This window comes from Rhodococcus sp. TAF43 (assembly GCF_052113525.1).
Taxonomy (GTDB): domain Bacteria; phylum Actinomycetota; class Actinomycetes; order Mycobacteriales; family Mycobacteriaceae; genus Prescottella.
This window is the reverse complement of sequence record NZ_JBFRDL010000012.1, coordinates 91,055-112,795: the sequence shown is the minus strand read 5'-3', so window position 1 is coordinate 112,795 and position 21,741 is coordinate 91,055. Positions and strand designations below refer to the sequence as shown.

20 protein-coding genes, 1 pseudogene and 1 riboswitch are annotated in these 21,741 nt (G+C 69.0%); of the genes and pseudogenes, 15 read left to right on the top strand and 6 right to left on the bottom strand.

Annotated elements, in window-relative coordinates:
- The first annotated feature begins 48 nt into the window (after positions 1 to 48).
- From AB4Z09_RS11105 to AB4Z09_RS11045, 13 genes and pseudogenes are all read left to right on the top strand, one after another.
- Entirely contained in the window at positions 49 to 666 is a 618-nt protein-coding gene (locus AB4Z09_RS11105) for an NUDIX hydrolase (protein WP_442239726.1), read from the top strand.
- 41 nt (positions 667 to 707) lie between these two features.
- Positions 708 to 1,751 (top strand): SMP-30/gluconolactonase/LRE family protein, encoded by a 1,044-nt coding sequence (locus AB4Z09_RS11100; RefSeq protein WP_174910472.1) that lies wholly within the window; start codon positions 708 to 710, stop codon positions 1,749 to 1,751.
- Positions 1,752 to 1,843: 92 nt separating this feature from the next.
- Positions 1,844 to 2,467 carry a CDP-alcohol phosphatidyltransferase family protein gene (locus AB4Z09_RS11095; RefSeq protein WP_114723511.1) on the top strand — a complete coding sequence of 208 codons (624 nt, stop codon included), beginning with the start codon at positions 1,844 to 1,846 and terminating at the stop codon, positions 2,465 to 2,467.
- Between the two features lie 56 nt (positions 2,468 to 2,523).
- Positions 2,524 to 3,330 carry a DUF881 domain-containing protein gene (locus tag AB4Z09_RS11090; RefSeq protein WP_174910471.1) on the top strand — a complete coding sequence of 269 codons (807 nt, stop codon included), beginning with the start codon at positions 2,524 to 2,526 and terminating at the stop codon, positions 3,328 to 3,330.
- A complete protein-coding gene (locus AB4Z09_RS11085) occupies positions 3,327 to 3,677 on the top strand; it encodes a small basic family protein (RefSeq protein ID WP_442239725.1) in 351 nt (116 codons plus the stop codon). Before AB4Z09_RS11090 ends, AB4Z09_RS11085 begins: the two co-directional genes overlap by 4 nt.
- Before the next feature lie 86 nt (positions 3,678 to 3,763).
- Positions 3,764 to 4,483, top strand: coding sequence for a DUF881 domain-containing protein (locus tag AB4Z09_RS11080; protein WP_442239740.1), 720 nt, complete (start codon positions 3,764 to 3,766; stop codon positions 4,481 to 4,483).
- 45 nt (positions 4,484 to 4,528) lie between these two features.
- Positions 4,529 to 4,933 carry a glycine cleavage system protein GcvH gene (gene gcvH / locus AB4Z09_RS11075; protein WP_174910469.1) on the top strand — a complete coding sequence of 135 codons (405 nt, stop codon included), beginning with the start codon at positions 4,529 to 4,531 and terminating at the stop codon, positions 4,931 to 4,933.
- Between the two features lie 221 nt (positions 4,934 to 5,154).
- Positions 5,155 to 5,655 carry an oxoglutarate dehydrogenase inhibitor Odhl gene (gene odhI, locus AB4Z09_RS11070; RefSeq protein WP_174910467.1) on the top strand — a complete coding sequence of 167 codons (501 nt, stop codon included), beginning with the start codon at positions 5,155 to 5,157 and terminating at the stop codon, positions 5,653 to 5,655.
- Complete coding sequence (ftsR, locus tag AB4Z09_RS11065; RefSeq protein ID WP_442239724.1) at positions 5,652 to 6,602, top strand: transcriptional regulator FtsR; 951 nt, start codon at positions 5,652 to 5,654, stop codon at positions 6,600 to 6,602. The genes odhI and ftsR overlap by 4 nt, the downstream gene beginning before the upstream one ends.
- A 238-nt stretch (positions 6,603 to 6,840) precedes the next feature.
- A complete protein-coding gene (locus AB4Z09_RS11060; RefSeq protein ID WP_114723517.1) occupies positions 6,841 to 7,458 on the top strand; it encodes a MerR family transcriptional regulator in 618 nt (205 codons plus the stop codon).
- 54 nt (positions 7,459 to 7,512) lie between these two features.
- A riboswitch (glycine riboswitch) is annotated at positions 7,513 to 7,619 on the top strand.
- Between the two features lie 180 nt (positions 7,620 to 7,799).
- Positions 7,800 to 10,622: pseudogene (gene gcvP, locus AB4Z09_RS11055) on the top strand (aminomethyl-transferring glycine dehydrogenase); the annotation flags it as partial.
- A gap of 251 nt (positions 10,623 to 10,873) precedes the next feature.
- Complete coding sequence (locus tag AB4Z09_RS11050; protein ID WP_174910465.1) at positions 10,874 to 11,713, top strand: class I SAM-dependent methyltransferase; 840 nt, start codon at positions 10,874 to 10,876, stop codon at positions 11,711 to 11,713.
- A 34-nt stretch (positions 11,714 to 11,747) separates the two neighbouring features.
- Entirely contained in the window at positions 11,748 to 12,188 is a 441-nt protein-coding gene (locus tag AB4Z09_RS11045; RefSeq protein WP_442239723.1) for a hypothetical protein, read from the top strand.
- A gap of 159 nt (positions 12,189 to 12,347) precedes the next feature.
- Here AB4Z09_RS11045 and AB4Z09_RS11040 read toward each other — a convergent pair whose 3' ends face one another.
- From AB4Z09_RS11040 to AB4Z09_RS11030, 3 genes are all read right to left on the bottom strand, one after another.
- Positions 12,348 to 13,490: a metallophosphoesterase gene (locus AB4Z09_RS11040; RefSeq protein ID WP_174910461.1), complete on the bottom strand. Its 1,143-nt coding sequence runs from the start codon at positions 13,488 to 13,490 to the stop codon at positions 12,348 to 12,350.
- Positions 13,491 to 13,493: 3 nt separating this feature from the next.
- Positions 13,494 to 15,242, bottom strand: a complete 1,749-nt coding sequence (locus AB4Z09_RS11035) for a substrate-binding domain-containing protein (RefSeq protein WP_442239722.1) — start codon at positions 15,240 to 15,242, stop codon at positions 13,494 to 13,496.
- 146 nt (positions 15,243 to 15,388) lie between these two features.
- Positions 15,389 to 17,584 carry a malate synthase G gene (locus AB4Z09_RS11030; RefSeq protein WP_442239721.1) on the bottom strand — a complete coding sequence of 732 codons (2,196 nt, stop codon included), beginning with the start codon at positions 17,582 to 17,584 and terminating at the stop codon, positions 15,389 to 15,391.
- A gap of 407 nt (positions 17,585 to 17,991) precedes the next feature.
- Between AB4Z09_RS11030 and AB4Z09_RS11025 the strand changes: the two genes are divergently transcribed.
- On the top strand, positions 17,992 to 18,348 hold the full coding sequence (locus AB4Z09_RS11025; protein WP_114723523.1) for a VOC family protein: 357 nt from the start codon (positions 17,992 to 17,994) through the stop codon (positions 18,346 to 18,348).
- Positions 18,349 to 18,399: 51 nt separating this feature from the next.
- Here AB4Z09_RS11025 and AB4Z09_RS11020 read toward each other — a convergent pair whose 3' ends face one another.
- Positions 18,400 to 18,882, bottom strand: coding sequence for a hypothetical protein (locus AB4Z09_RS11020; RefSeq protein WP_442239720.1), 483 nt, complete (start codon positions 18,880 to 18,882; stop codon positions 18,400 to 18,402).
- Positions 18,883 to 19,006: 124 nt separating this feature from the next.
- Between AB4Z09_RS11020 and AB4Z09_RS11015 the strand changes: the two genes are divergently transcribed.
- Positions 19,007 to 20,056, top strand: a complete 1,050-nt coding sequence (locus tag AB4Z09_RS11015) for a lipoate--protein ligase family protein (protein ID WP_442239719.1) — start codon at positions 19,007 to 19,009, stop codon at positions 20,054 to 20,056.
- Positions 20,057 to 20,159: 103 nt separating this feature from the next.
- Here AB4Z09_RS11015 and AB4Z09_RS11010 read toward each other — a convergent pair whose 3' ends face one another.
- Positions 20,160 to 20,690: a hypothetical protein gene (locus tag AB4Z09_RS11010; RefSeq protein WP_174910454.1), complete on the bottom strand. Its 531-nt coding sequence runs from the start codon at positions 20,688 to 20,690 to the stop codon at positions 20,160 to 20,162.
- Positions 20,691 to 20,842: 152 nt separating this feature from the next.
- A complete protein-coding gene (locus AB4Z09_RS11005) occupies positions 20,843 to 21,739 on the bottom strand; it encodes a 3-methyladenine DNA glycosylase (RefSeq protein ID WP_442239718.1) in 897 nt (298 codons plus the stop codon).
- Between the last annotated feature and the right edge of the window lie 2 nt (positions 21,740 to 21,741).

Sequence of the window (21,741 nt, the reverse complement as noted above, 5' to 3'; positions counted from 1 at the left end):
GATGGGGCATGATCGGGCGAACAGCGGTTCGGCACGCAGGAGGCGGTCATGGCGGATTCGACGAGCGGCACCCGGGAACGGATCGAACTTGCGTTGCGGGCCTTCGAGCCCGAATCGGCGGCCCGCGCCCGCCGTCGTGAGGCGGCCGTCGCGATCGCGGTCATGCGCGGCGAGGACGGTGCTCCGGTGTTCCCCTTGACGCTGCGGCCCTCGAAGATGCGCGCCCATGCGGGCCAGTTCGCGCTGCCCGGCGGACGGCTCGACCCGGGGGAAACGGCGCAGGACGCGGCCCTGCGCGAGCTCGGTGAGGAACTCGGGGTGCACGTCGGCCCCGAGGACGTACTCGGGAGGCTCGACGACTTCGTCACCCACTCCGGCTACATCATGACCCCGTACGTGGTGTGGTCGGAGCAGCCGATCGCGTCCGTGGTGCCCAGCCCGGACGAGGTGGCCCACGTGTTCGCGATCGCGCTGGACGAACTCGACGTCCCGACGCAGTACACGACGATCCCCGGATCCACCGAGCGCGTCGCGTGCTGGCCCTTCCGCGGTGAGCACATCCACGCCCCCACCGGTGCGGTGATCCATCAGTTCTGCGAGGTGGTCCTGCACGGGCGGCACACCCGGGTCGCGTCGTTCGCGCAGCCCGCCTTCGCGTGGCGCTGAAACCCGCGTGAGTGCTCGCGCGCCGGACTAGCGTCGGGCTCGTGAGCATCCTGCGGACGGTTCTACGCGCCCTCGACCGCACCGGCATCGAACCGGTCGCGTGGCAACCGCTGCCCGCGCCCGCCGAGACGGGACCGTTCGCTCCCGGACACGAGCTCGACGGCTCCGAGCAGTGGCGGCTGCCCACCGGCCGCGGACCCGAGGACGTCGCCGTCGACGGCGACGGCCGGGTGATCACGGGCGGCGACGACGGCCGGCTGTGGCGGTTCGACGCTGCCGGACGCGCCACCGAACTCGCGCACACCGGTGGCCGTCCGCTCGGGGTCGAGGTCCTCGACGACGGCCGCTACCTGGTGTGCGACTGCGAACGCGGGCTGCTGCGGGTGGACGAGACCGGACGCGTCGAACTGCTCGCCGACTCGGCGCTGGGCCGGCCACTGTTGGCGTGCAACAACTCCGCCGTCGGCCGGGACGGCATCGTCTACTTCACCGACTCGTCGGCCCGGTTCACCGTCCCGGAACACCGCCTCGACCTACTCGAGCACAGCGGTACCGGACGTCTGCTGCGGTTCGATCCACGCACCGGTGACATCGACCTGCTCGCCGACGGTCTGCAGTTCGCGAACGGTGTCGGCCTCGCGACCGACGAGTCCTACGTGATCGTCGCCGAGACGGGCTCGTACCGGATCCAGCGGGTGGAGCTGACGGGGCCGCGGGCCGGCGCCGTCTCCGTATGGGCGGACAACCTGCCCGGAATCCCCGACAATGTCACGTCGCAGACCGCCGAGGGCATCTTCTGGGTGGCGCTGTACAGCCCCCGGATGGCGCTGCTGGACCGGGTGGCGCCGTACCCGAGTCTGCGAATCCTCACCGCTAATCTGCCGAGCCGCGTGCAACCCGATCCCGAACACCGGGCCTGGGTGCTCGCGCTGGACGGCGCCGGCCGCGTGGTGCACAGCCTGCGGGGCGGGAAGGGGAGCTACTCGCCCGTGACCGGCGTCCGCGAGACGCCGGACTGGCTCTACCTCGGCAGCCTCTCTGCGGGCGCACTCGCGCGGGTCCCGCGCTGCGAGCTGGGGCTCTGACCGGTCCGCCTCCGAACGGTCGGTCCCTGAAATGGGACACCGGGTGTGGAAAGCTGGCCTGCGACAGGGACGGGAACCCGAGAGGATTGTCGGTGGACGCGGTAGGACAGCAGAACGTGGGCTCGGAGCCGGACGCCGATCGCATCCTCACCATCCCGAATCTTCTCAGCGCGATCAGGCTCGCCGGTGTGCCGCTGTTCCTGTACCTGATGCTCGGTCCCCAGGCCGACGGGTGGGCGTTGGCGGTCCTGATGCTCAGCGGCTTCACCGACTGGGCGGACGGCAAGCTCGCCCGCCTGCTGAACCAGATGTCGCGTCTGGGCGCCCTGCTCGATCCGCTGGTGGACCGGCTGTACGTGATCACGACGCTGATCGCGTTCGTCGCACGCGACATCATCCCGTGGTGGGTCGCGGCCATTCTCATCGGCCGGGACCTGATCCTGGCGTTCACTCTGCCGGTCTACCGTCGCCGCGGGCTTCCGCCGCCGGAGGTCATCTACCTCGGCAAGGCGGCGACGTTCGCATTGATGTTCGCGCTCCCGCTCCTGTTGGCGGCGCAACTCGACTGGGGCTTCGCCACGATCGCCGACCCGTGGGGATACGCGCTGCTGATCTGGGGCACCGTCCTCTACGTCTGGACGGCGGGCCTGTACATCGCGAAGGCGGCCGAGGTGGCTCGCACGGTGCCGCGCGCCGTCACCCGGAGCGGCCCGTGACAGGTACACCCAGGCCGGTCCGACGGAATCCGGTCCCGTCGCTGCTGAAGTCGCTAATGAACGACCACCTCGACCCCGGGTACGCCGGAGCAGCCGAGGACCGGGAACAGGGGCACTCCAGACCGACCCAGATCGCGGCGGGAGCATGGATCTCGCTCGGCGCAGTCCTGGTCGGACTCGTGTTCGGGATCTCGTACGCGCAGGCGACCTCGTCCGCCTCCGATGTGGACCAGACGCGTACCGAGATGCTGACCAAGGTGCGCGACGCCGAGGATCGGGGCCGCGGCCTGGCCACCGGTCGGGACGAGCTGACCGTCCGCGTCGACGACCTCCGGGCCTCCGTCCTCGCCGGCGACGCCGAGGGCGCGCAGGTCCTCGACCAGTTGCGCACGCTCGAGTCCGCCGCCGCAGCCGAACCGGTGCACGGACCCGGGCTGGTTGTCACCCTCACCGATCCGGCGGCGAGGCCCGACCTGTCCGACTCGTCGCAGCGCGTCCCCGGCTCCCCACAGGCCGGCGTGCTCGACCGGGACTTGCAGGCCGTCGTCAACGCGTTGTGGGCGAGCGGCGCCGAGGCCGTCGCCGTCGGCGACGTGCGGGTCGGTCCGGCCGTCACCATCCGGCAGGCGGGCGGGGCGATGCTCGTCGACAACCAGCCGGTGCCGTCGCCCTACCGGGTGTCGGCCATCGGTCCGCCGCGCAAGCTGCAGACCGGGTTCGTGGTGAGTGACGCCTATCTGCGGATGTCGACGGTTCAGCAGTTGTACGGCGTGGGATTCTCCATCGCCGAGTCCGACGACCTGCAGCTCCCGGCAGCGGCCGGTCGTGAAGTGAGATTCGCACAGGAAACGGGGGCACCGTGAAAGGTGGATACGCGCTCTACGGAGTGCTCGCGCTCGTCGCCGGCATCGCGCTCGGGATCGTGTTCAGCCCGCAGGTGCCCGACGCCGTCCAGCCCTATCTGCCGATCGCAGTGGTCGCCGCGCTCGACGCCGTCTTCGGCGGGCTGCGCGCCTACCTCGACGGGATCTTCGACTCCAAGGTCTTCGTCGTCTCCTTCGTGTYCAACGTCCTGGTCGCGGCGCTGATCGTGTGGCTCGGCGACCAGCTCGGGGTCGGGACACAGCTGTCGACGGCGATCATCGTCGTCCTCGGTATCCGGATCTTCGGCAACGCTGCGGCGCTGCGGCGTCGACTGTTCGGGGCGTGATCGGCGTGGAACCTGACGACGACGGCCCCACCGACACCGCCGAGACCACCCAGACCACCGGACCCCGCAGCGAGGGCCGCCACGAGATGCCCTCGTCGACGCGGACACGGACGCGATCCCGATTCGCGTTCGGGCTGCTCGCGGTGCTGCTGATGGCAGCGCTCGGCGTCGCGATCGTGACACAGGTCAGCAGCACCGGCTCGGGTGACAACCTGGATTCGGCCCGACCTGCCGACCTGCTCGCGGTCCTGGGCAATCTCAACCAGCGCGAGGCCGCGCTCCGGCAGGAGATTGCCGGGCTCGAGCAGACGCTGTCGAAGCTCGAGGCCGGCGGGGGTAGTTCAGGCGCGGCCCTGGAGGAGGCGAAAGCCCGGTTGTCCGCGCTGTCGATCCAGGTGGGCACCGTGGCCGCGACCGGTCCGGGCGTCACCCTCACGGTCGAGGACCCCGGCTCGTCGGTGGGCTCGGAGGTGCTACTCGATCTCATCCAGGAGTTGCGCGCCGCCGGCGCCGAGGCGATCGAGATCAGCGGCTCCGGTTCCGAACCGATCCGCATCGGCGTCGACTCGTGGGTCAGCGGCGGGGGCGGGAACGTCACCGTCGACGGTCGGCGGATCTCGGCCCCGTTCCGGATCGTCGCGATCGGTGATCCACCGACGCTCGCGGCGGCCCTGAACATCCCCGGCGGTGTGGTCGACACCGTCGCGCGCAGCGGCGGACAACTGCGGATCGTGCAATCGCCGCAGGTCACCGTCTCCGCCTTGCGGGAGATCAAACCGCGCCAATACGCTCAACCCGGAAACTGATCTTCTCCGGCCCGCTCGTGGGGCCGCCCCCGAAAGGAAGCCACCGTGAGTGAGCTCGCTACCCCCGCCGATCTGCGCTACACAGCAGAGCACGAATGGGTGCGGCGCACGGGTCCGACGACGGTGCGTGTGGGTATCACCGACTTCGCACAGTCGCAGCTCGGCGATGTCGTGTTCGTGCAGTTGCCGGCGGAGGGCGAGGACGTGACCGTGGGTGATTCCTTCGGCGAGGTCGAGTCGACGAAGAGCGTTTCGGACATCTTTGCGCCGTTGACGGCGAAAGTTGTTGCAGTCAATGCCGATCTGGACGGCAGCCCCGAGCTGGTCAACTCCGACCCGTACGGAAACGGCTGGCTGGTGGACCTCGAGGTCCAGGACGAGGCCGGATTGGACGAGGTACTCGCCGCGACGTTGGACGCCGAGGCGTACCTCGCGGTTTCCGGCAGCTGATTCCCGGAGGATTTCGCCGGATTTCGCGGGTCTTCGCCCGGCCTGTCCACCTACACGCACCGCCACTGTCAGGGTACGGTCGAGGTGAGCGAGATGCCTGTCGGTGCGCAGATTCGCATCGGAATGTGATGGTGGCCGAGATTCGTCGAGGCCGAGTGGTACCGCGTGACCCCGGGGACACAGAAAACGTTCCCGGGTAAACGGATTGAGGAGGAGAAACGGTGAGCGAGAACGGCAACGATGCGGTTTACGGAGAGACGCCGGCCGAGACCACATCGGTTTTCCGTGCGGATTTTCTCAACGAGATGGACAGCTCGTCCTCGCAGACGGCTGAGGCTCCGGTCTCCGGAGTCGAGGGGCTGCCCGCCGGTTCCGCGCTGCTCGTCGTCAAGAGGGGCCCGAACGCGGGCTCGCGCTTCCTGCTCGACCAGCCGACGACGTCCGCGGGGCGCCACCCTGACAGTGACATCTTCCTCGACGATGTCACGGTGAGCCGCCGGCACGCGGAGTTCCGTCAGGACGACGACGAGTTCCAGGTGGTCGACGTGGGCAGCCTGAACGGTACGTACGTGAACCGTGAGCCGGTGGACTCCGCTGTCCTGGCGAACGGCGACGAGGTGCAGATCGGCAAGTTCCGCCTCGTGTTCCTGACCGGCCCGCGCGGCGGCAACGCCGGCGGCCCGCAGATCGGCGAATCCGCGGCTGGTGCGGGCAACCAATGACAGCCGTCCGGCAGGAGGCCGCCACTGGCATGTCGATCGGCACGGTGCTCGATCGACTGCGCCCGGATTTTCCGGACGTGACGATCTCCAAGATCCGATTCCTCGAGGCAGAGGGGCTGATCAGTCCGGAGCGGACGCCGTCCGGGTATCGGCGATTCTCGATCGCCGATTGTGAGCGACTGAGGTTCGTGCTCACCGCGCAGCGGGATCAGTACCTGCCGCTCAAGGTGATCAAGGAACAGCTGGAGGCGATCGACAGCGGTGTCGCGACCGTCGGCGCGGTGGATTCGCTGCCTCGGCGGCCGCGCACCCTCGCGGTGGCACCCGGTGAGGTGTCGCCCGAGGAGTTCCGTGCCGATCGTGAGGTGCGGATCAGCCGGGACGACCTGATCGCACGGTCGGGTATCGACGAACGATTCCTGGGTGACCTGCTTCGTAGCGGCCTCGTCGTGCCCGGCGCCGCCGGATTCTCGATGAGTGAGATGCGTGTGATCGGAATCCGTGTCGAACAGCCGCAGAACCAGCCGGTGTTGCTTCTGCGTGAAAGCAACGGCGACAGGTACCTGCCGATCTGGATCGGGCAGACCGAGGCCACAGCGATTGCGTTGGAGCAGCAGGGGGTAGAACCCGCACGCCCGCTCACGCACGACCTCATCAAGGATCTTCTCGAGGCCTTCGGTCACACCCTGCGTGAAGTGCGGATCGTCGACCTGCAGGCCGGGACGTTCTACGCCGACCTCGTGTTCGAGGGCGACGTCCGGGTATCGGCCCGTCCGTCGGACTCGGTGGCGATCGCGCTGCGGATCGGTGTTCCGATCTATGTGGACGAGGCGGTTCTCGCGGAGGCGGGTCTGGTGATGCCCGACGAGCGCGAGGACGAGGTGGAGAAGTTCAAGGAATTCCTCGAGTCCGTGTCGCCGGACGATTTCAAGGCGACCGACGGCTGACGATCTAAGCCTCAACTTTAGGTTGAGGGTTTTGGGCGTGTTGCATTGACCTCCGTTCGTCGAGGCCATACCGTCACGTGCTGTGAACGACCGCCGCGCGGTATGCGCGGGGCGTACCCTGAGTGGATCCACCGTTCGGGTTTACTCGATGTCACGAGTGAGCGATGTGCAGGTAGCGGGGAATCGTCGAGGCTCCGCGCCTGTCAGCCGCTGCTGAACACGCGAGAGGGAGTAGTCCGTGGGAGATCGGCCGCAGGAGCACCAGTTGAACCTCACCGACGAGGCGACCATCGGTGCGTTGAACGTCGACGAGGACGTGCAGCCCGGGTTGTTCCCCGACGATTCCGTCCCCGACGACCTCGTCGGATACCGCGTGCCGATCGCGTGCCAGATCGCCGGCATCACCTACCGCCAGCTCGACTACTGGGCACGCACCAACCTGGTTGTCCCGTCGATCCGCGGCGCCGCGGGATCCGGCAGCCAGCGCCTGTACTCGTTCAAGGACATCCTCGTCCTGAAGATCGTCAAGCGTCTCCTGGACACCGGGATCTCGCTGCAGAACATCCGCGTGGCGGTCGACCACTTACGTCGGCGGGGTGTGCGGGACCTCGCCCGCATCACCCTGTTCTCCGACGGCACCACCGTGTACGAGTGCACGTCCGCCGAGGAGGTCGTCGATCTCCTGCAGGGCGGTCAGGGCGTCTTCGGCATCGCGGTGAGCGGCGCAATGCGCGAGCTCACCGGAACGATCGCCGATTTCCCGGCCGAACGCGCCGACGGCGGCGAGGCCGCCCAGGCCCCCGAGGACGAGCTCGCCTCGCGGCGCAAGAGTCGCGGCGACCGCAAGACCGGCTAGCCTGTTCTGGGCTTTCGTCCAGGTGCCAGGTCGTGGCATAGACTGACGGTGCGTCGCCGTCGTGCGGGAGAGTTCCGGGCGCAGCTGTAGCTGCTGCTCGGACGCCGAAGGAGCAATACCTCCCCGTCAATCTCTCAGGCACCCAGGACCGTGCGGGCTCCGACGCCTCTGGAAAGCGGTGGGAGTACCCACCCGCCCACGGGGAAAGGCGCGCACATCCGGTGGATGCGGCGGCAGCTGAATCTCTCAGGCGCTCGGGTCTCCCGAGCAGGCGACAGAGGGGGAGGACCGTTCCATTCGTGGAGCGCATCCTGCACCTGTCGAACCGCCTGGGAGTTCACTTGATCGACGCTCGTAGCCATTCGTTCGCCGACCGCCACGTCGGCCCGGATTCGGCCGAATTGGGCCGCATTCTCGAGGTAGTCGGTGTGGGTTCGCTCGACGAACTCGCCACTCGCGCGGTGCCGGCCAGCATCCTCGACCCGACCTCCGGCGGTGTCGCTGCGGGTCTCGAGGCGCTCGACGCCCCGCTGACGGAGCACGACGCGCTCGCCGCACTGTCCGCACTGGCGGCGAAGAACACGACGGCCGTGTCCATGATCGGGCTCGGCTACTACGACACGCTCACCCCGCCGGTGCTGGTGCGCAACATCCTCGAGAACCCCGCCTGGTACACGGCGTACACGCCGTATCAGCCCGAGATCAGCCAGGGCCGACTCGAGGCGCTGCTCAACTTCCAGACCATGGTCGGCGATCTGACCGGCATGCAAATCGCCAACTCGTCGATGCTCGACGAGGGCACCGCCGCGGCCGAGGCGATGACGCTGCTGCGTCGTGCGTCGCGGAGCAAGTCGCCGCGCTTCGTCCTCGACACCGACCTGTTCCCGCAGACGCGTGCCGTGGTGATCACCCGCGCCGAGCCGCTCGGCATCGAGATCGTCGAGGCGGACCTGACGCAGGGGCTGCCGGACGGTGAGTTCTTCGGCGTCCTCGCGCAGCTTCCGGGCGCGTCGGGCCGGGTCGTCGACCACGCCGCGATGATCGCGGAGGCCCACGAGCGCGGTGCGCTGGTCGCGGTCGGCGCTGATCTGCTGGCGATGACGCTGCTGACCCCGCCGGGTGAGCAGGGGGCCGACGCCTGTTTCGGCACCACGCAGCGGTTCGGTGTCCCGATGGGCTTCGGTGGCCCGCATGCCGGGTACCTCGCCGTGCACACCAAGCACGCCCGTCAGCTCCCGGGCCGCCTGGTCGGCATCTCGGTCGACGCCGACGACAACAAGGCGTACCGCCTGGCGCTGCAGACACGCGAACAGCACATCCGTCGCGAGAAGGCTACGAGCAACATCTGCACCGCGCAGGTGCTGCTCGCGATCGTCGCGGCAATGTACGCCAGCTACCACGGGGCCGAGGGCCTGAAGGCTATCGCGCAGCGCGTCCATCAGCGTGCCGAGTTCCTCGCCGCGGGCCTGCGCGCTGCCGGCGTCGAGGTGGTCCACGAGCAGTTCTTCGACACCGTCCTGGCCCGAGTGCCCGGTCGCGCCGAGGAAGTGGTCGCGAACGCCAAGGCGTGGGGCGTGAACCTGCGTCTCGTCGACGGAGACCACGTCGGCGTTGCGTGCGACGAGGCGACCACGGAGGCCCACGTTCAGTCCGTGCTGGCAGCGTTCGGCCTGCCGGCGGGCACCGACATCGACAACGTCCCCGTGCCGTTCGGTGACCGGACCACCCCGTACCTGCAGCACGAGTCGTTCACCAAGTACCGCACCGAGACCGCCATGCTGCGTTACCTGCGGGCGCTGTCGGACAAGGACATCGCGCTCGACCGCAGCATGATCCCGCTGGGTTCGTGCACCATGAAGCTCAACGCGACCGCCGAGATGGAACCCATCACGTGGCCCGGCTTCTCGAAGCTGCATCCGTTCGCGGCCGAGGACGCGCCCGGGATGATGAAGGTCATCGAGGACCTGCAGAACTGGCTGGTCGCCATCACCGGCTACGACGCGGTGAGCCTGCAGCCCAACGCCGGCAGCCAGGGCGAGTACGCGGGCCTGCTGGCCATCCGCAACTACCACCTCAGCCGCGGCGACGATCACCGCGACACCTGCCTGATCCCGTCCAGTGCCCACGGCACCAACGCGGCGTCCGCGGTGATGGTCGGGATGCGCGTCGAGGTCGTCGCGTGCCGCGAGAACGGTGACGTCGATCTGGACGACCTGCGGGCCAAGATCGCCGATCATGCCGAGCGTCTCGCCGCGATCATGATCACCTACCCGTCGACGCACGGCGTGTACGAGCACGAGATCGGTGAGATCTGCGCGGCCGTCCACGACGCCGGCGGCCAGGTGTACGTCGACGGTGCGAACCTGAACGCGCTCGTCGGGCTCGCGCGGCCGGGACGCTTCGGCGGCGATGTCAGCCACCTGAACCTGCACAAGACGTTCTGCATCCCGCACGGCGGCGGTGGCCCGGGCGTCGGCCCGATCGGTGTCCGCTCGCACCTCGCGCCGTTCCTGCCCGGGCATCCGATGGCCCCCGAACTGGGTGGCTCGGGGCCGGTTTCGGCGGCGCCCTACGGTAGCGCGTCGATCCTGCCGATCACCTGGACCTACATCAAGATGATGGGTGCCCAGGGCCTGCGCCGTGCGTCGCTCACCGCGATCGCCTCGGCCAACTACATCGCCCGTCGTCTCGACGAGTACTTCCCGGTCCTCTACACCGGTGAGAACGGGATGGTCGCGCACGAGTGCATCCTCGACCTGCGTCCGCTCACCAAGGAGACCGGCGTGACGGTCGACGATGTGGCGAAGCGTCTGGCCGACTACGGCTTCCACGCGCCGACCATGAGCTTCCCGGTGGCGGGGACGCTGATGGTGGAGCCCACCGAGAGCGAGAACCTCGACGAAATCGACCAGTTCTGTGAGGCGATGATCGCGATCCGGCGCGAGATCGACCGGGTCGGGGCAGGGGAGTGGCCCGTCGAGGACAACCCGCTGCGCGGCGCCCCGCACACCGCCGAATGCCTCGTTTCCGAGTGGAATCACCCGTACTCGCGGGAGATCGCCGTCTACCCGCTCGGCACGGGCCGGCCCAAGGTGTGGCCGTCCGTGCGTCGAATCGACGGCGCGCACGGGGACCGGAACCTCGTATGCTCGTGCCCGGTCGTTCCCTGGAACGACCGGGGGCCTCGCCGATTCGGCGCTCGGGCCGGATCGACCCGGGCGGATGTCCGTGCAGAACGGAACTATGGAGAATCCCGAATTCGCGGGTTCGTCTACATCGGCGGGAGGAGGGGGAGCGGACGGGCCCTCGTCGCACCTGACAATTCGGTCCCGTCGCGCACTCGCAGAGCCCGACGGGGCGTTCCGATACCGAAACGTCGTTGACCGGCCCGAGTGGGCGGGCAGATGATCGATGGATGGTCGAAGTGCCGGACGAGATACGGGCTGCGCGACTAGCGGAGTTGTTCGACCTCGTAGTCGACAGCTACGACAACGTGGGGGTGCCTTTCTTCGGGCCGATCGCGGAACGACTGATAGCGGAGGTCGACCCACGCGCGGGTGCGCGCGTGCTGGACATCGGATGCGGACGCGGCGCCGTCCTGTTCCGACTCGCGGAGGCTGTGGGCCCCGGTGGGGAAGTGGTCGGCATCGACGTGTCGCCCAAGATGATCGCGGCCACCGCTCACGAGGCGCGTGCCCGGGGGCTGACGAACGTGAGTGTCCAGGTGATGGATGCGACGGCGCCGACGCTTCCGCGGGGCGCGTTCGACGCGATCACGGCGTCGTTCATGATCTTCTTCCTGCCGGACCCCGCGGCGGCCCTGACCGCGTGGCGATCGCTCCTGGTGCCGCACGGAACCGTGGGCGTATCGACGTTCGGGGCGTGGGATCGGCGCTGGGAGCAGATGGAGGATCTGTTCGGGCCCTACCGGGATCGCGCCTTCTTCCGTCTCGATCCGCGGGATCCGAACGGGCCCTTCGGCAGCGACGGCGCCGTCGAGGGATTGATGCGAACCGCCGGCCTGGTCCATCCGCGCACCGTCGCTTTCGATCTCGATCTGTTCTTCGACGACACGGAGCAGTGGTACGCGTGGACTCGCTCGCACGGGCAGCGACAACTGTGGGACTCGATTCCGGCCGATGACCTCGATCGGGTTCGTGACGCCGCGCTCGCGCGGGTCGACGGCTGGCGCGACGAGCAGGGACGGATCACGTCACGGCATCGGATCAGGCTGACGCTCGCCCAGCGGCCGTAGTCCGGCCGGGATGCGCAGCAACGGGAGGGGCGGCATGTCGCGGATTCTGGTGGCGGTACTCGTCGTCGCGGCACTGTTCGGGGTAGGAGTCGCGTCGTTCCGGGCGCTGTCCGATGTCGCAGGGGAGGACGGTGCGCGACCGGTGGAGAACAGCGCGTTCACGGTCCGCGGGCGTACCGTGACCTGCGCCGAGTTGCTTCCCGATGGGTGCGACTTCGAGCTTCAGCATGCCTACGACCGGTGGGGAGAAGGCCTCGGTGCCTACGTGACGAGCGACCTCGGCCCGTGGGGTAGGGGGTTGGGCGCCCAGGAGGCGGCACAACGCGGCCTCGAAGCATGCATCACCGCCGGCGTTCCGGGGCGGACGTTCCTGGAATACCTCGACCGGGTGCGGGTCGACCGCCCGGAGGCGACCAGTCCGGAGCTGTTCCCGTTCTGGGATCAGGCGCGTCGGATTYTCTGCCCGTCGCTGTAGTCCGGCAATCGCCGGAATCCGGACCGGTGTCGGCGTACGGAAATCGGTATGCGACGGAACCCCTGAGAAATCCAGAATTCCAGGGCCTGCCATGCAACAATCTCACCCCACCGACACCTCGGTTTCGAGCAGCCGAGACGACGGGGGCACACCCCACACTCACCCTGCCGGGCGGCTGGCCAACTCGAGGATCGTGATCTCCGGCGGGGCGCCGACCCGAACGGGCGGCCCCCACGCACCCGCCCCGCGGGACGTGTAGAGGACGGTGTCGCCGATCCGATCGAGTCCGGTCACCGACGGCTGCTGCAGGGGGACGAGGTAGCCGAGCGGCCACATCTGTCCGCCGTGCGTGTGGCCCGACAACTGCAGGTTCACGCCCAGTTCCGACGCCTCGATCGCCTGCTTCGGCTGGTGCGCCAGCAGCATCACGAAGCGTTCCGGATCCCGGCCGGCCAGTGCCGCGGGCAGGTCCGGTTCGTACGGGGTGGGGGAGGTGCGGTCGTGGATGCCTGCGAGGTCGATCACCGCGCCGCCGCGCGCGATCTCGACGCGCTCGTTGCGGAGCGTGCGGATGCCGAGCCGGTCCCACAGGTCCAGCCATCGGCCACCGTCGCCGGCGTAGAACTCGTGGTTGCCGCTGACGCCGTACACGCCGAGCGGCGCGCGCAGGTCGCGCAACGGCTCGAGGTCCGGTCCCACCTTCGCGACCGTGCCGTCGACCAGGTCGCCGCCGAGCAGGATCAGCTCGGGTTTCTGCGCGTTGACCAGTTCGACGACCTTGCGGGTGAACCCGACGCCGCGAGCCGGGCCGACATGCAGGTCCGTCACGAGCGCGATCCGCATGCCGGCGAACTGGCTCGGCAGGCGCCGCAGCGGCACCCGCACGCGCTCGATGCCCGGTGTGCGGGCCTCGGCGACGCCGTAGCCGGCGGCCCCGACGGCGGCCACCGCAACCGCGGCCGTCGCACCGCGCAACACGCGGCGCCTCGATGGGTCGGTGGGTTGCGGTCGACCCGCCAGGCGGGCAATGCCCGATCCGGCGGCGACCAGGACCAACCCGAGCACCAGGTACAGCAGCGCCGCGAGCCACACCCAGCCGACGAAGCCGGGGATCCGGGCCCACGTCGGGTCGAAGACCTCGCCGCTGCCGAGACCGATCAGCGCCAGCACCCACAGGGTGATCAGGGCGATGTCGACGGCGCGTGCCGCGCGACCGGTCAGCCCGGTCGCGCGGACGAGACGTCGGTGCACCCACCAGCTCACCAGCGCCAGGAAGACGCCGAACACGGCGATGCGGACCATGGTCTACGACAGCATCTGTCCGAGCGCGGCACCGAGTTCGGGACCCTGTGTCGACGGCACCGCGGTGAAGGTTCCACCGGTCTGTTCGGCCATCGCCTGCAGGGTCGCCTGGTCGCTGTTCTCGGCGATCGAGATGACGTCGACCCGGACCGGTTGTGCGGAACCGGTGAGCTCGCGGGTGAGTTGCTGCTTGGTGGTGGACGTGTCGTCGTTGGGTCCGTCAGTGATCAGCAGGACCGAGTTGGGGCGGTCGGCGACGAACCCGGAGACGGCGCTCTTGTGGGCGGCGATCACCGACGCGTACGTCGACGTCGCGGTCGCGGGGCGCAGCGACTGCAGCGCACTGTCCAGCTGTTGCCGTCGCGTGCCCTCGGACAGCGGCCCGGTGGACACCTTCACCAGGTACGGCTTGTTGCCGTCGAGCCCGCGGCTGTACACCCACAGGCCGATGTCGGACGAGTCGGGCAGGCTCGCGATCTGTCGGGACACTGCGTCGACGGTGTTGCTCAGGCGGGTGCCGGTGCCGTCGTCGTAGCCCATCGAGCCGGAGACGTCGAGCAGGATCGTGGTGGCCTGCGGGACGGCGGGATTCGCGAACGTCTGCAGCAGGTGTTGCTGGGCGGGGCCGGTGGCCGGTGCGAGCACCTGTCCGATCGGGGGCATCGGCGCCTGATCCGTTGCGGCCGGGATGTCGTCGCCGACCCGGAATCCGGCATCGACGAGAGTCCGGACCTGCTCGGGCTGACGGAGGAAGTCCACGAACTGGGCGGCGGCGCGGCCGAGGGTCTCGTCGACCCACGGCGTCGCCAGGATCGCGGCGGGATGATCGGCGACCGGCGTCGCACCGGCGGGCGCGAAGGCGACCAGCCCGGACGCCTTCTTACCGAGGGCGCGGATCTGCTGCTCGGTCGAGGGCACTGCGTGGAAGGTGCCCTTTGCCGGTTCCGGCTGGGCTGCCAGCGCCGAGGTCGCGTCCGCGGTCGATGTCGGCGCCCCGTCGATGGCCTTGCTGCCGTTCGCGAGGGCCGCGATCGCGGCGGTCACCTGCGGCGAGGCGGCCTGCGTCTCGTCGAGCGGACCCGCGCCGACATCGGCGGTGGACGCGGCGACGGCGTCGAGCGCCTGATCGGTGGGGGAGCCCGCGGGCAGCGTGAGTTTCAGTGAGCCCCAACCGGGTAGCCCGAGCCCGTCCAGCGTGTCCTTGCCGGACTGCAGTGCGGGCAGGTTCTGCCACCCGGTGCCCGCCGCGGTGAACGCCAGAGCCAGTTCCCTCGGGGCGGCGAGCACCACCGGGCTGGTGGCGAGCGACTTGGGCTGTCCGTCGACCACACCGCCGGTGGCTGCCACGCGGTTGACCGACTGGCTGCTCGACGGGATCCACAGCGCCGGCGCCGGCCCGAGATCGCCGTTCCACGGCCCCCTGGGGGCGCCGCCGAGGGCGTCGGCGACGGCGGCGGAGTCGTGTGCGGTCACCGACACCGACACGCAGTGGTCCCGGACCACCGGATCGGTGGCGGTGTAGCGGGCCGCGAGTTCGCGGATCTGGTCGGCGATGTCCGGCGATGAGGCCACCTCCAGGGTGGCGTCGCCCTCGACACACGCACCCGCCGCCGTCGTTCCCTCATTGCTGGTGCGGTCCCGCAGTTGGAACCAGCCGACGACGGCGAGAACCAGGAGGATCACCGACACCACTGCGATGACCGGGCCCTTGCTGACGCCGCGTGCGCGTCGGTCACTGCGATGTTGCCCCACGTGTTCAACCGCCTCGCTTCACAACCGAAGGACCGGCTCCTGACCGGCCCTGACGAACGCAGTCTAGTTGCGAATACGGACATCCTGACGCACGCGGCCCCGACACCTGTGACGGTGCCGGGGCCGCATGCGGACTCAGGTCGCGATCAGGCGTTGGCGGCCTTGTACTCGCGGCGACGGCGATGCAGGATCGGCTCGGTGTAGCCGCTGGGCTGCTTGCCACCCTCGAGGATCAGTTCCTTCGCCGCCTGGAAGGCGATGCAGGAATCGAAGTTCGGGGCCATCGGACGGTACGACGCGTCGCCCTCGTTCTGCCGGTCGACGACCGGCGCCATCCGCTCGAGGCTCGCGACGATGTCGGCCTCGGTGACGATGCCGTGGCGGAGCCAGTTGGCGAGCAGCTGACTCGAGATACGCAGCGTCGCGCGGTCCTCCATGAGTGCGACGTCGTGGATGTCGGGCACCTTGGAGCAGCCGACGCCCGCGTCGATCCAGCGCACCACGTAGCCGAGGATCGACTGGCAGTTGTTGTCGAGTTCCTGCTGCTTCTCGGCCTCGGACCAGTCGGTGCTGGGCGCGAGCGGGATGGTGAGGATCTCGTCGACGGTCGCGCGGGGCTTGCCCTTGAGCTGATCCTGGACCGCGAACACGTCCACCTGGTGGTAGTGCGTCGCGTGGAGGGTCGCGCCGGTGGGCGAGGGCACCCATGCGGTGTTGGCGCCGGCCTTCGGGTGGCCGATCTTCTGCTCGAGCATGTCGGCCATCAGGTCGGTCATGGCCCACATGCCCTTACCGATCTGCGCCTTGCCCTGCAGACCCGTGGCCAGTCCGGTGTCGACGTTCCAGTCCTCGTACGCGGTGATCCACGTCTGCTTCTTCATGTCGGCCTTGCGCACCATGGCACCGGCCTCCATCGAGGTGTGGATCTCGTCGCCGGTGCGGTCGAGGAAGCCGGTGTTGATGAACACCACCCGCTGGTCCGCTTCCTTGATGCAGGCCGCGAGGTTGACGGTGGTGCGCCGCTCCTCGTCCATGATGCCGACCTTGAGCGTGTTGGTGGGCAGGCCCAGAACCTCTTCGACGCGGCCGAACAGCTCGGTGGTGAACGCGACCTCTTCGGGGCCGTGCTGCTTGGGCTTGACGATGTAGATCGAGCCGGTGCGGGAGTTGTTCAGCGGACCGTGGTCCTCGTCGATGCTCAGGCCGTGGACCGCGCACGCGCCGGTGATCAGCGCGTCGAGGATGCCCTCGGGCAGCTCGTTGCCGTCGGCGTCGACGATCGCCGGGTTGGTCATCAGGTGACCGACGTTGCGCACGAACAGCAGCGAGCGGCCGTGTAGCGCGAGCTCGCCGCCGTCCGGGGTGGTGTAGGTGCGGTCACCGTTGAGCGTGCGGGTGACGGTCTTGCCGCCCTTGTCGAACGACTCGGACAGGTCGCCGCGGTTGAGTCCCAGCCAGTTCCGGTAGCCGACCACCTTGTCGTCGGCGTCGACGGCCGCGACGGAGTCCTCGAAGTCCATGATCGTGGTGATCGCGGACTCGAGCACGACATCCTTGACGCCGGCGCCGTCGGTCTGGCCGATCGGGGAGGTCGGGTCGATCTCGATCTCGACGTGCAGGCCGTTGTTGCGCAGCAGCACCGACGTCGGGGAGTCCTTGTCGCCGAGCAATCCGACGAACTTCTCGGGCTGCGCGAGCCCGGTGATGACCTCACCGCCCAGCTCGACCGCCAGCTTGTCGTCGACCACGAAGTAGCGGGTGGCCTCGGCGTGCGAACCCTTGGCCAGCGGCGCGGCGGTGTCGAGGAAGTTGCGGGCCCACGCGATGACCTTGTCGCCGCGAACCTTGTTGTAGCCGGGCTTTCCTCCGGGCGCCTTCTCGGCACCGCCCTCTTCGGAGATCGCGTCGGTGCCGTACAGCGCGTCGTACAGCGAGCCCCAGCGGGCGTTGGACGCATTGAGCGCGAAGCGGGCGTTGAGCACGGGAACCACCAGCTGCGGGCCGGCGGTGGTGGCGATCTCCGCATCGACGTTCTCGGTCGCGACCTGGAACGGCGCAGGCTCGGGCAGCAGGTAGCCGATCTCCTGGAGGAACGCCTTGTACTCGGCGGCGATCTGCGGCTTGCCGGCGCGCTCGCGGTGCCACGCGTCGATCTGTGCCTGCAGATCGTCACGCTTGGCGAGCAGTGCCTTGTTCTTCGGCGCCAGGTCGGCGAAGACCTTGCCCGCGCCCTCCCAGAACGTCTCGGCGGACACGCCGGTGCCGGGAAGAGCCTCATCATTCACGAAGTCGTAGAGAACCTTGGCGACCTGAAGACCACCGACCTGCACGCGTTCAGTCATTGAACTGCCTCACTTTTTCCGGTACCACCAGCAGCATCCACAGCAGGGACGCCGAACGGGACGACAACAATGTTACCCGGCGGTAGCTTCCGGAGGAGATCAGTCCGGTGCGGCTGCCGGGACGGCATCGACGAATACAGCTGGAGAGCTGAGGCGCGTGAGGTGGGCGCCGACTGCGGTGGGACGAACGGTGCGCGTCCGGATGCAGACTCGATCACGAAAGGCGAGTTGGCCGATCGTGCACAGATGATACTGGCCGGTCACGATCATCGCGCGGTGGCCCGGGGCGTTGCCGGGTGACGCCTCGACGAGCGGTCCGGCACATGCGATGAGCGGCGCTGCTGTTGACGCGGCGGCGTTCCTGCCGTTTCGTGTGGAGCGAAGTTGATCAAGTACAGGAGGTACAAGTGAGCGACTACGACGCCAAGATGATCATGCTCTCGACCGAGAACCTGGACGAGGCCGTCAAGTTCTACACCGAGACCCTCGGGATGACGCTGAAGTTCCGGGACGGCGCGCACTTCGCGGCCCTCGACGGCGGATCGGTGACGATCGCGCTCGCGACCGCCGTCGACCACCCGATCCCCGGGAAGGTCGTCGTCGGCATCAAGACCGCCGACGTCGACGCCGCGGCGAAGGCGATCGAGGAAGGCGGCGGGGCCATCGTGAAGGGCCCGTACGACGACGCCCACGAGCGGCGCGCGGTGGTCTACGACAACAACGGCAACGGCCTGGTGTTCTACAGCCCGCTCGCCCGGAAGTAGTCGCCCCAAGGTGAAGGCCCGCAGCGTGTGACGCTGCGGGCCTTCGTCGTTCTATCCCTGCTCGGCGGTCGCGGCCGCTGCCGCCGCGAGCCGCTCCGCCGCGTCTGTGAGCGGAATACCGTCCTCGGCGAGCGCCGGCACCAGCAGATCCATGCACTTGCCCAGCATCACCACCAGCAACACCCGCAGAGCGCTGATGTCGGCGGCGACGCGGACCCGGTCGGTGCTCACACACGACAGCCGCGAGTACGCCTGCTCGACCGTCTGCCACTCGCCGAGCAGACCCTCGACCAGCAGTTGCGCCCGGACGACCGGCGCGGCCGCAGGGTACAGCGCCTCCTCGGCGGCCCGATGCCAGGGGCGCAGCGTGAACTCGGCGAAGTCGACGACGGCCCGGTGCGCGGCCTCGAACTCGGGGCCACCCTGGCCGACAGTGCGGAACACGTCGCGCTCGAGCACCGCGATGCGACCGAGCAGGTCGAACATCGTCGCCTGCAGCTCGACGGCCGCCTCCTGATTCGTCGCGTCGGTCATCGAAATCCTCTCGTCCCGTGGGCTCGGCGCCCCGCCCGTCGATCACACAGCCCGTCGATCACACAGTAGGGGTGTCCGGCCTCCGCGCCACTGCGCTGTCGCACTCACCGATACGCTTTCCGGCGTGCGTGGTGAATACAAGATTCCCGGTGGCAAGCTCGTGGTGGTCGACGTCGAGGTGGAGGACGGGCGCCTGTCGCGGGTGTCGTTGTCCGGCGACTTCTTTCTCGAACCGGACGAGGCGCTCGACGACATCACCGCCGCGGTCACCGGCATGCCCGTCGCTGCCGATTCCGCGCAGTTGGGTCAGGCGATCTCAGGGGCGCTGGGTGACGACGTCGCGATGATCGGCTTCACTCCGGAGTCGGTGGGCATCGCGATCCGACGCGCTCTCGGCCACGCGACCAGCTGGCACGACCACACCTTCGACGTCATCGAACCCGTCGTGCTGGATCCGGCGATGCACGTCGCCCTCGACGAGGTGATCACCCGCGAGGTGGCGGCCGGGGAGCGCCGCCCGACGCTGCGGTTCTGGGACTGGGACTCGCCGCTGGTGGTGCTGGGGTCGTTCCAGTCGGTGCGCAACGAGGTCGACGAGGAGGCGGCTGCCCGGCACGGCATCGGCGTGGTCCGGCGAATCTCCGGCGGCGGCGCGATGTTCATGGAGCCCGGCAACTGCATCACCTACTCGCTGGCGGTGCCGACCTCGCTGGTCGACGGGCTGAGCTTCGAGCGTTCGTACGAGTTCCTCGACCAGTGGGTGATGGGTGCGCTCGCCGACGTCGGTATCAACGCCCGCTACGTGCCGCTCAACGACATCGCCTCCGACAAGGGCAAGATCGCCGGGGCCGCGCAGAAACGCTTCGCCGCCGGTGCGGTGCTGCACCACGTGACGATGGCCTACGACATCGACGCCGACAAGATGACCGAGGTGCTGCGCATCGGCCGCGAGAAGATCTCCGACAAGGGCATCACCAGCTCCGGCAAGCGGGTCGACCCGATGCGCTCACAGACCGGCATGGATCGCGACGACATCATCGCCGCGTTCCTCACGCACTTCCGCGCCCGTTACGACACCCACACCAGTTCGTACACCGACGCCGAACTGGCCGCCGCGAGGGAACTGGTCGAGAACAAGTTCGCGAACCCGGAGTGGACCTACCGCGTGCCCTGACCGCCGGCGCCGCGCGCGAATCGGCGCCGTGCGCGCGCAACGGTGCGCGCGCAACGGTGCGCGCGGGACGCCGATTCGCGCGCGGGGCGCGACGGCTCGACTGCTACAGCGATCCGGTGCGGCCTTCGGCGTTGTGCTGGTTGGCAAGATCCGTAGCGGCGTTGGCGCCGAGGTCGGCCCCCACGGAACCGCCGGCGAACCCTCCGATCAGCGTTGCTGCAGCTGTCGCGGCGACAGCGGGCCCCAGCGTTACCGGCCAGGACGCGGGACCACCCGCTGCGACAACGGCGGCGGCGATGGCCCCGACGGGCACGCCGATCAACGAACCCCCCATCACGTGGCCGGCGGTAGCTCCCAGGAACTGGCCGGTGTCGGTGTAGTCCGCGACGCGCTGCTGGGGCGTGGGTGCGTACCCGAGCTGCAGAACATTGAACGGTCGCGCGTTCAGGTCGTATGGGTTGTACAGCGGCGGAACCTCGATCTGCGGCATCTCGGGCAGGGCCGGGATGTTCGCGGATCCGGTGTCCTGTGCGTGCGCGGTGCCGGCCGAGGCGGCGACGATCGCGACCGGCAGCGCGCCGGCGACGACGGCGCGTCGCGCCCAACGGTTTTGCTTCGCAGCATGGCGAGCCATGAGAATTCCCCCTGAATTCGGTGCCGCGTGGGACGCGGCGATGGTGTGCATCGGCGTCCCGGGCGGGCGCCGCAAGGCTGCGGTAGACGCGCGAGATGTGCTCGAAATGTCCCCCCAGACCGTCGAACAATTTAGTGGTTACGGGCGGATAGCTAATCGGCGAGGATCGTCTCGGCCGCGTGGTCGGTCAGCAGCGTCCGGCATCGCCCGAGCAGTCGCCCGCGCAACTGCGCCGCACGCTCCGAGAGCGCCACCTGCTCGCGGACGTAGTCGGCGCGGCCCTGCGGGGTCTCGATGCGGACGGGCTCGTAGCCGTAGTCGGCGAGGTCGTAGGGGCTGGCCTTCATGTCGAGTTCCCGCGCGTCCGTTGCCAGACGGAAACAGTCGATGACCAACTCGGATTCGACGAGCGATCCGAGCTTGGTCGCCCACTTGTACAGGTCCATCCCGGCGTGCAGGCAGCCCGGCTGCTCGCGCGCGACCTGCTCGTCCCGGCTCAGCGGCACCTCGTTGCGGGGTGCGGCGTCGGCGGTGAAGAAGCGGAACGCGTCGAAGTGGGTGCAGCGCAGACTCATCGACTCGACCACCTCGTCGGTGCCGGCGTGCCCGAGCCGCAGCGGGACCTGCGAGTGGCGTACCGCCTCGTCGCCGCCGTGGTAGACCATCGCCCACTCGTGCAGGCCGAAGCAGCTCAGGTGCGGGCGTCGCTGCGCGGTCGCGGACAGCAGCGCGGCGACGTACTCGACGGTCGCGCGTCGGTGTTCGAGGACGTCGGGGGAGACGGTCACGCCCCGCTCGGTGGCCGTGTACCCGGCGTACTTCAGGTAGTCCGCCGCGGCGTCACCGGCGAGGGCGGCACCGAAACCGGGATGCCAGCGGCGCAGCTGATTCGGGCGCACGCTGTAGTACGTGAACAGAAAATCGTGCACCGGGTGACTCACGCCGGCCGCACGACGTTGCAGGTGCGGCCCGACGAGATCCGCCACCGTCTCGCGGTGGCGGTCTCGTCGGGCAGTCCACACCTCTTCCGGCAGAACTGCCGAACTCACAA

Coding starts and splice junctions, on each gene's coding strand:
- AB4Z09_RS11105 (WP_442239726.1), top strand. CDS start 49: ATGGCGGATTCGACGAGCGGCACCCGGGAACGGATCGAACTTGCGTTG.
- AB4Z09_RS11090 (WP_174910471.1), top strand. CDS start 2,524: ATGAACGACCACCTCGACCCCGGGTACGCCGGAGCAGCCGAGGACCGG.
- AB4Z09_RS11080 (WP_442239740.1), top strand. CDS start 3,764: ATGCCCTCGTCGACGCGGACACGGACGCGATCCCGATTCGCGTTCGGG.
- ftsR (WP_442239724.1), top strand. CDS start 5,652: ATGACAGCCGTCCGGCAGGAGGCCGCCACTGGCATGTCGATCGGCACG.
- AB4Z09_RS11050 (WP_174910465.1), top strand. CDS start 10,874: ATGGTCGAAGTGCCGGACGAGATACGGGCTGCGCGACTAGCGGAGTTG.
- AB4Z09_RS11040 (WP_174910461.1), bottom strand. CDS start 13,490: ATGGTCCGCATCGCCGTGTTCGGCGTCTTCCTGGCGCTGGTGAGCTGG.
- AB4Z09_RS11030 (WP_442239721.1), bottom strand. CDS start 17,584: ATGACTGAACGCGTGCAGGTCGGTGGTCTTCAGGTCGCCAAGGTTCTC.
- AB4Z09_RS11020 (WP_442239720.1), bottom strand. CDS start 18,882: ATGACCGACGCGACGAATCAGGAGGCGGCCGTCGAGCTGCAGGCGACG.
- AB4Z09_RS11010 (WP_174910454.1), bottom strand. CDS start 20,690: ATGGCTCGCCATGCTGCGAAGCAAAACCGTTGGGCGCGACGCGCCGTC.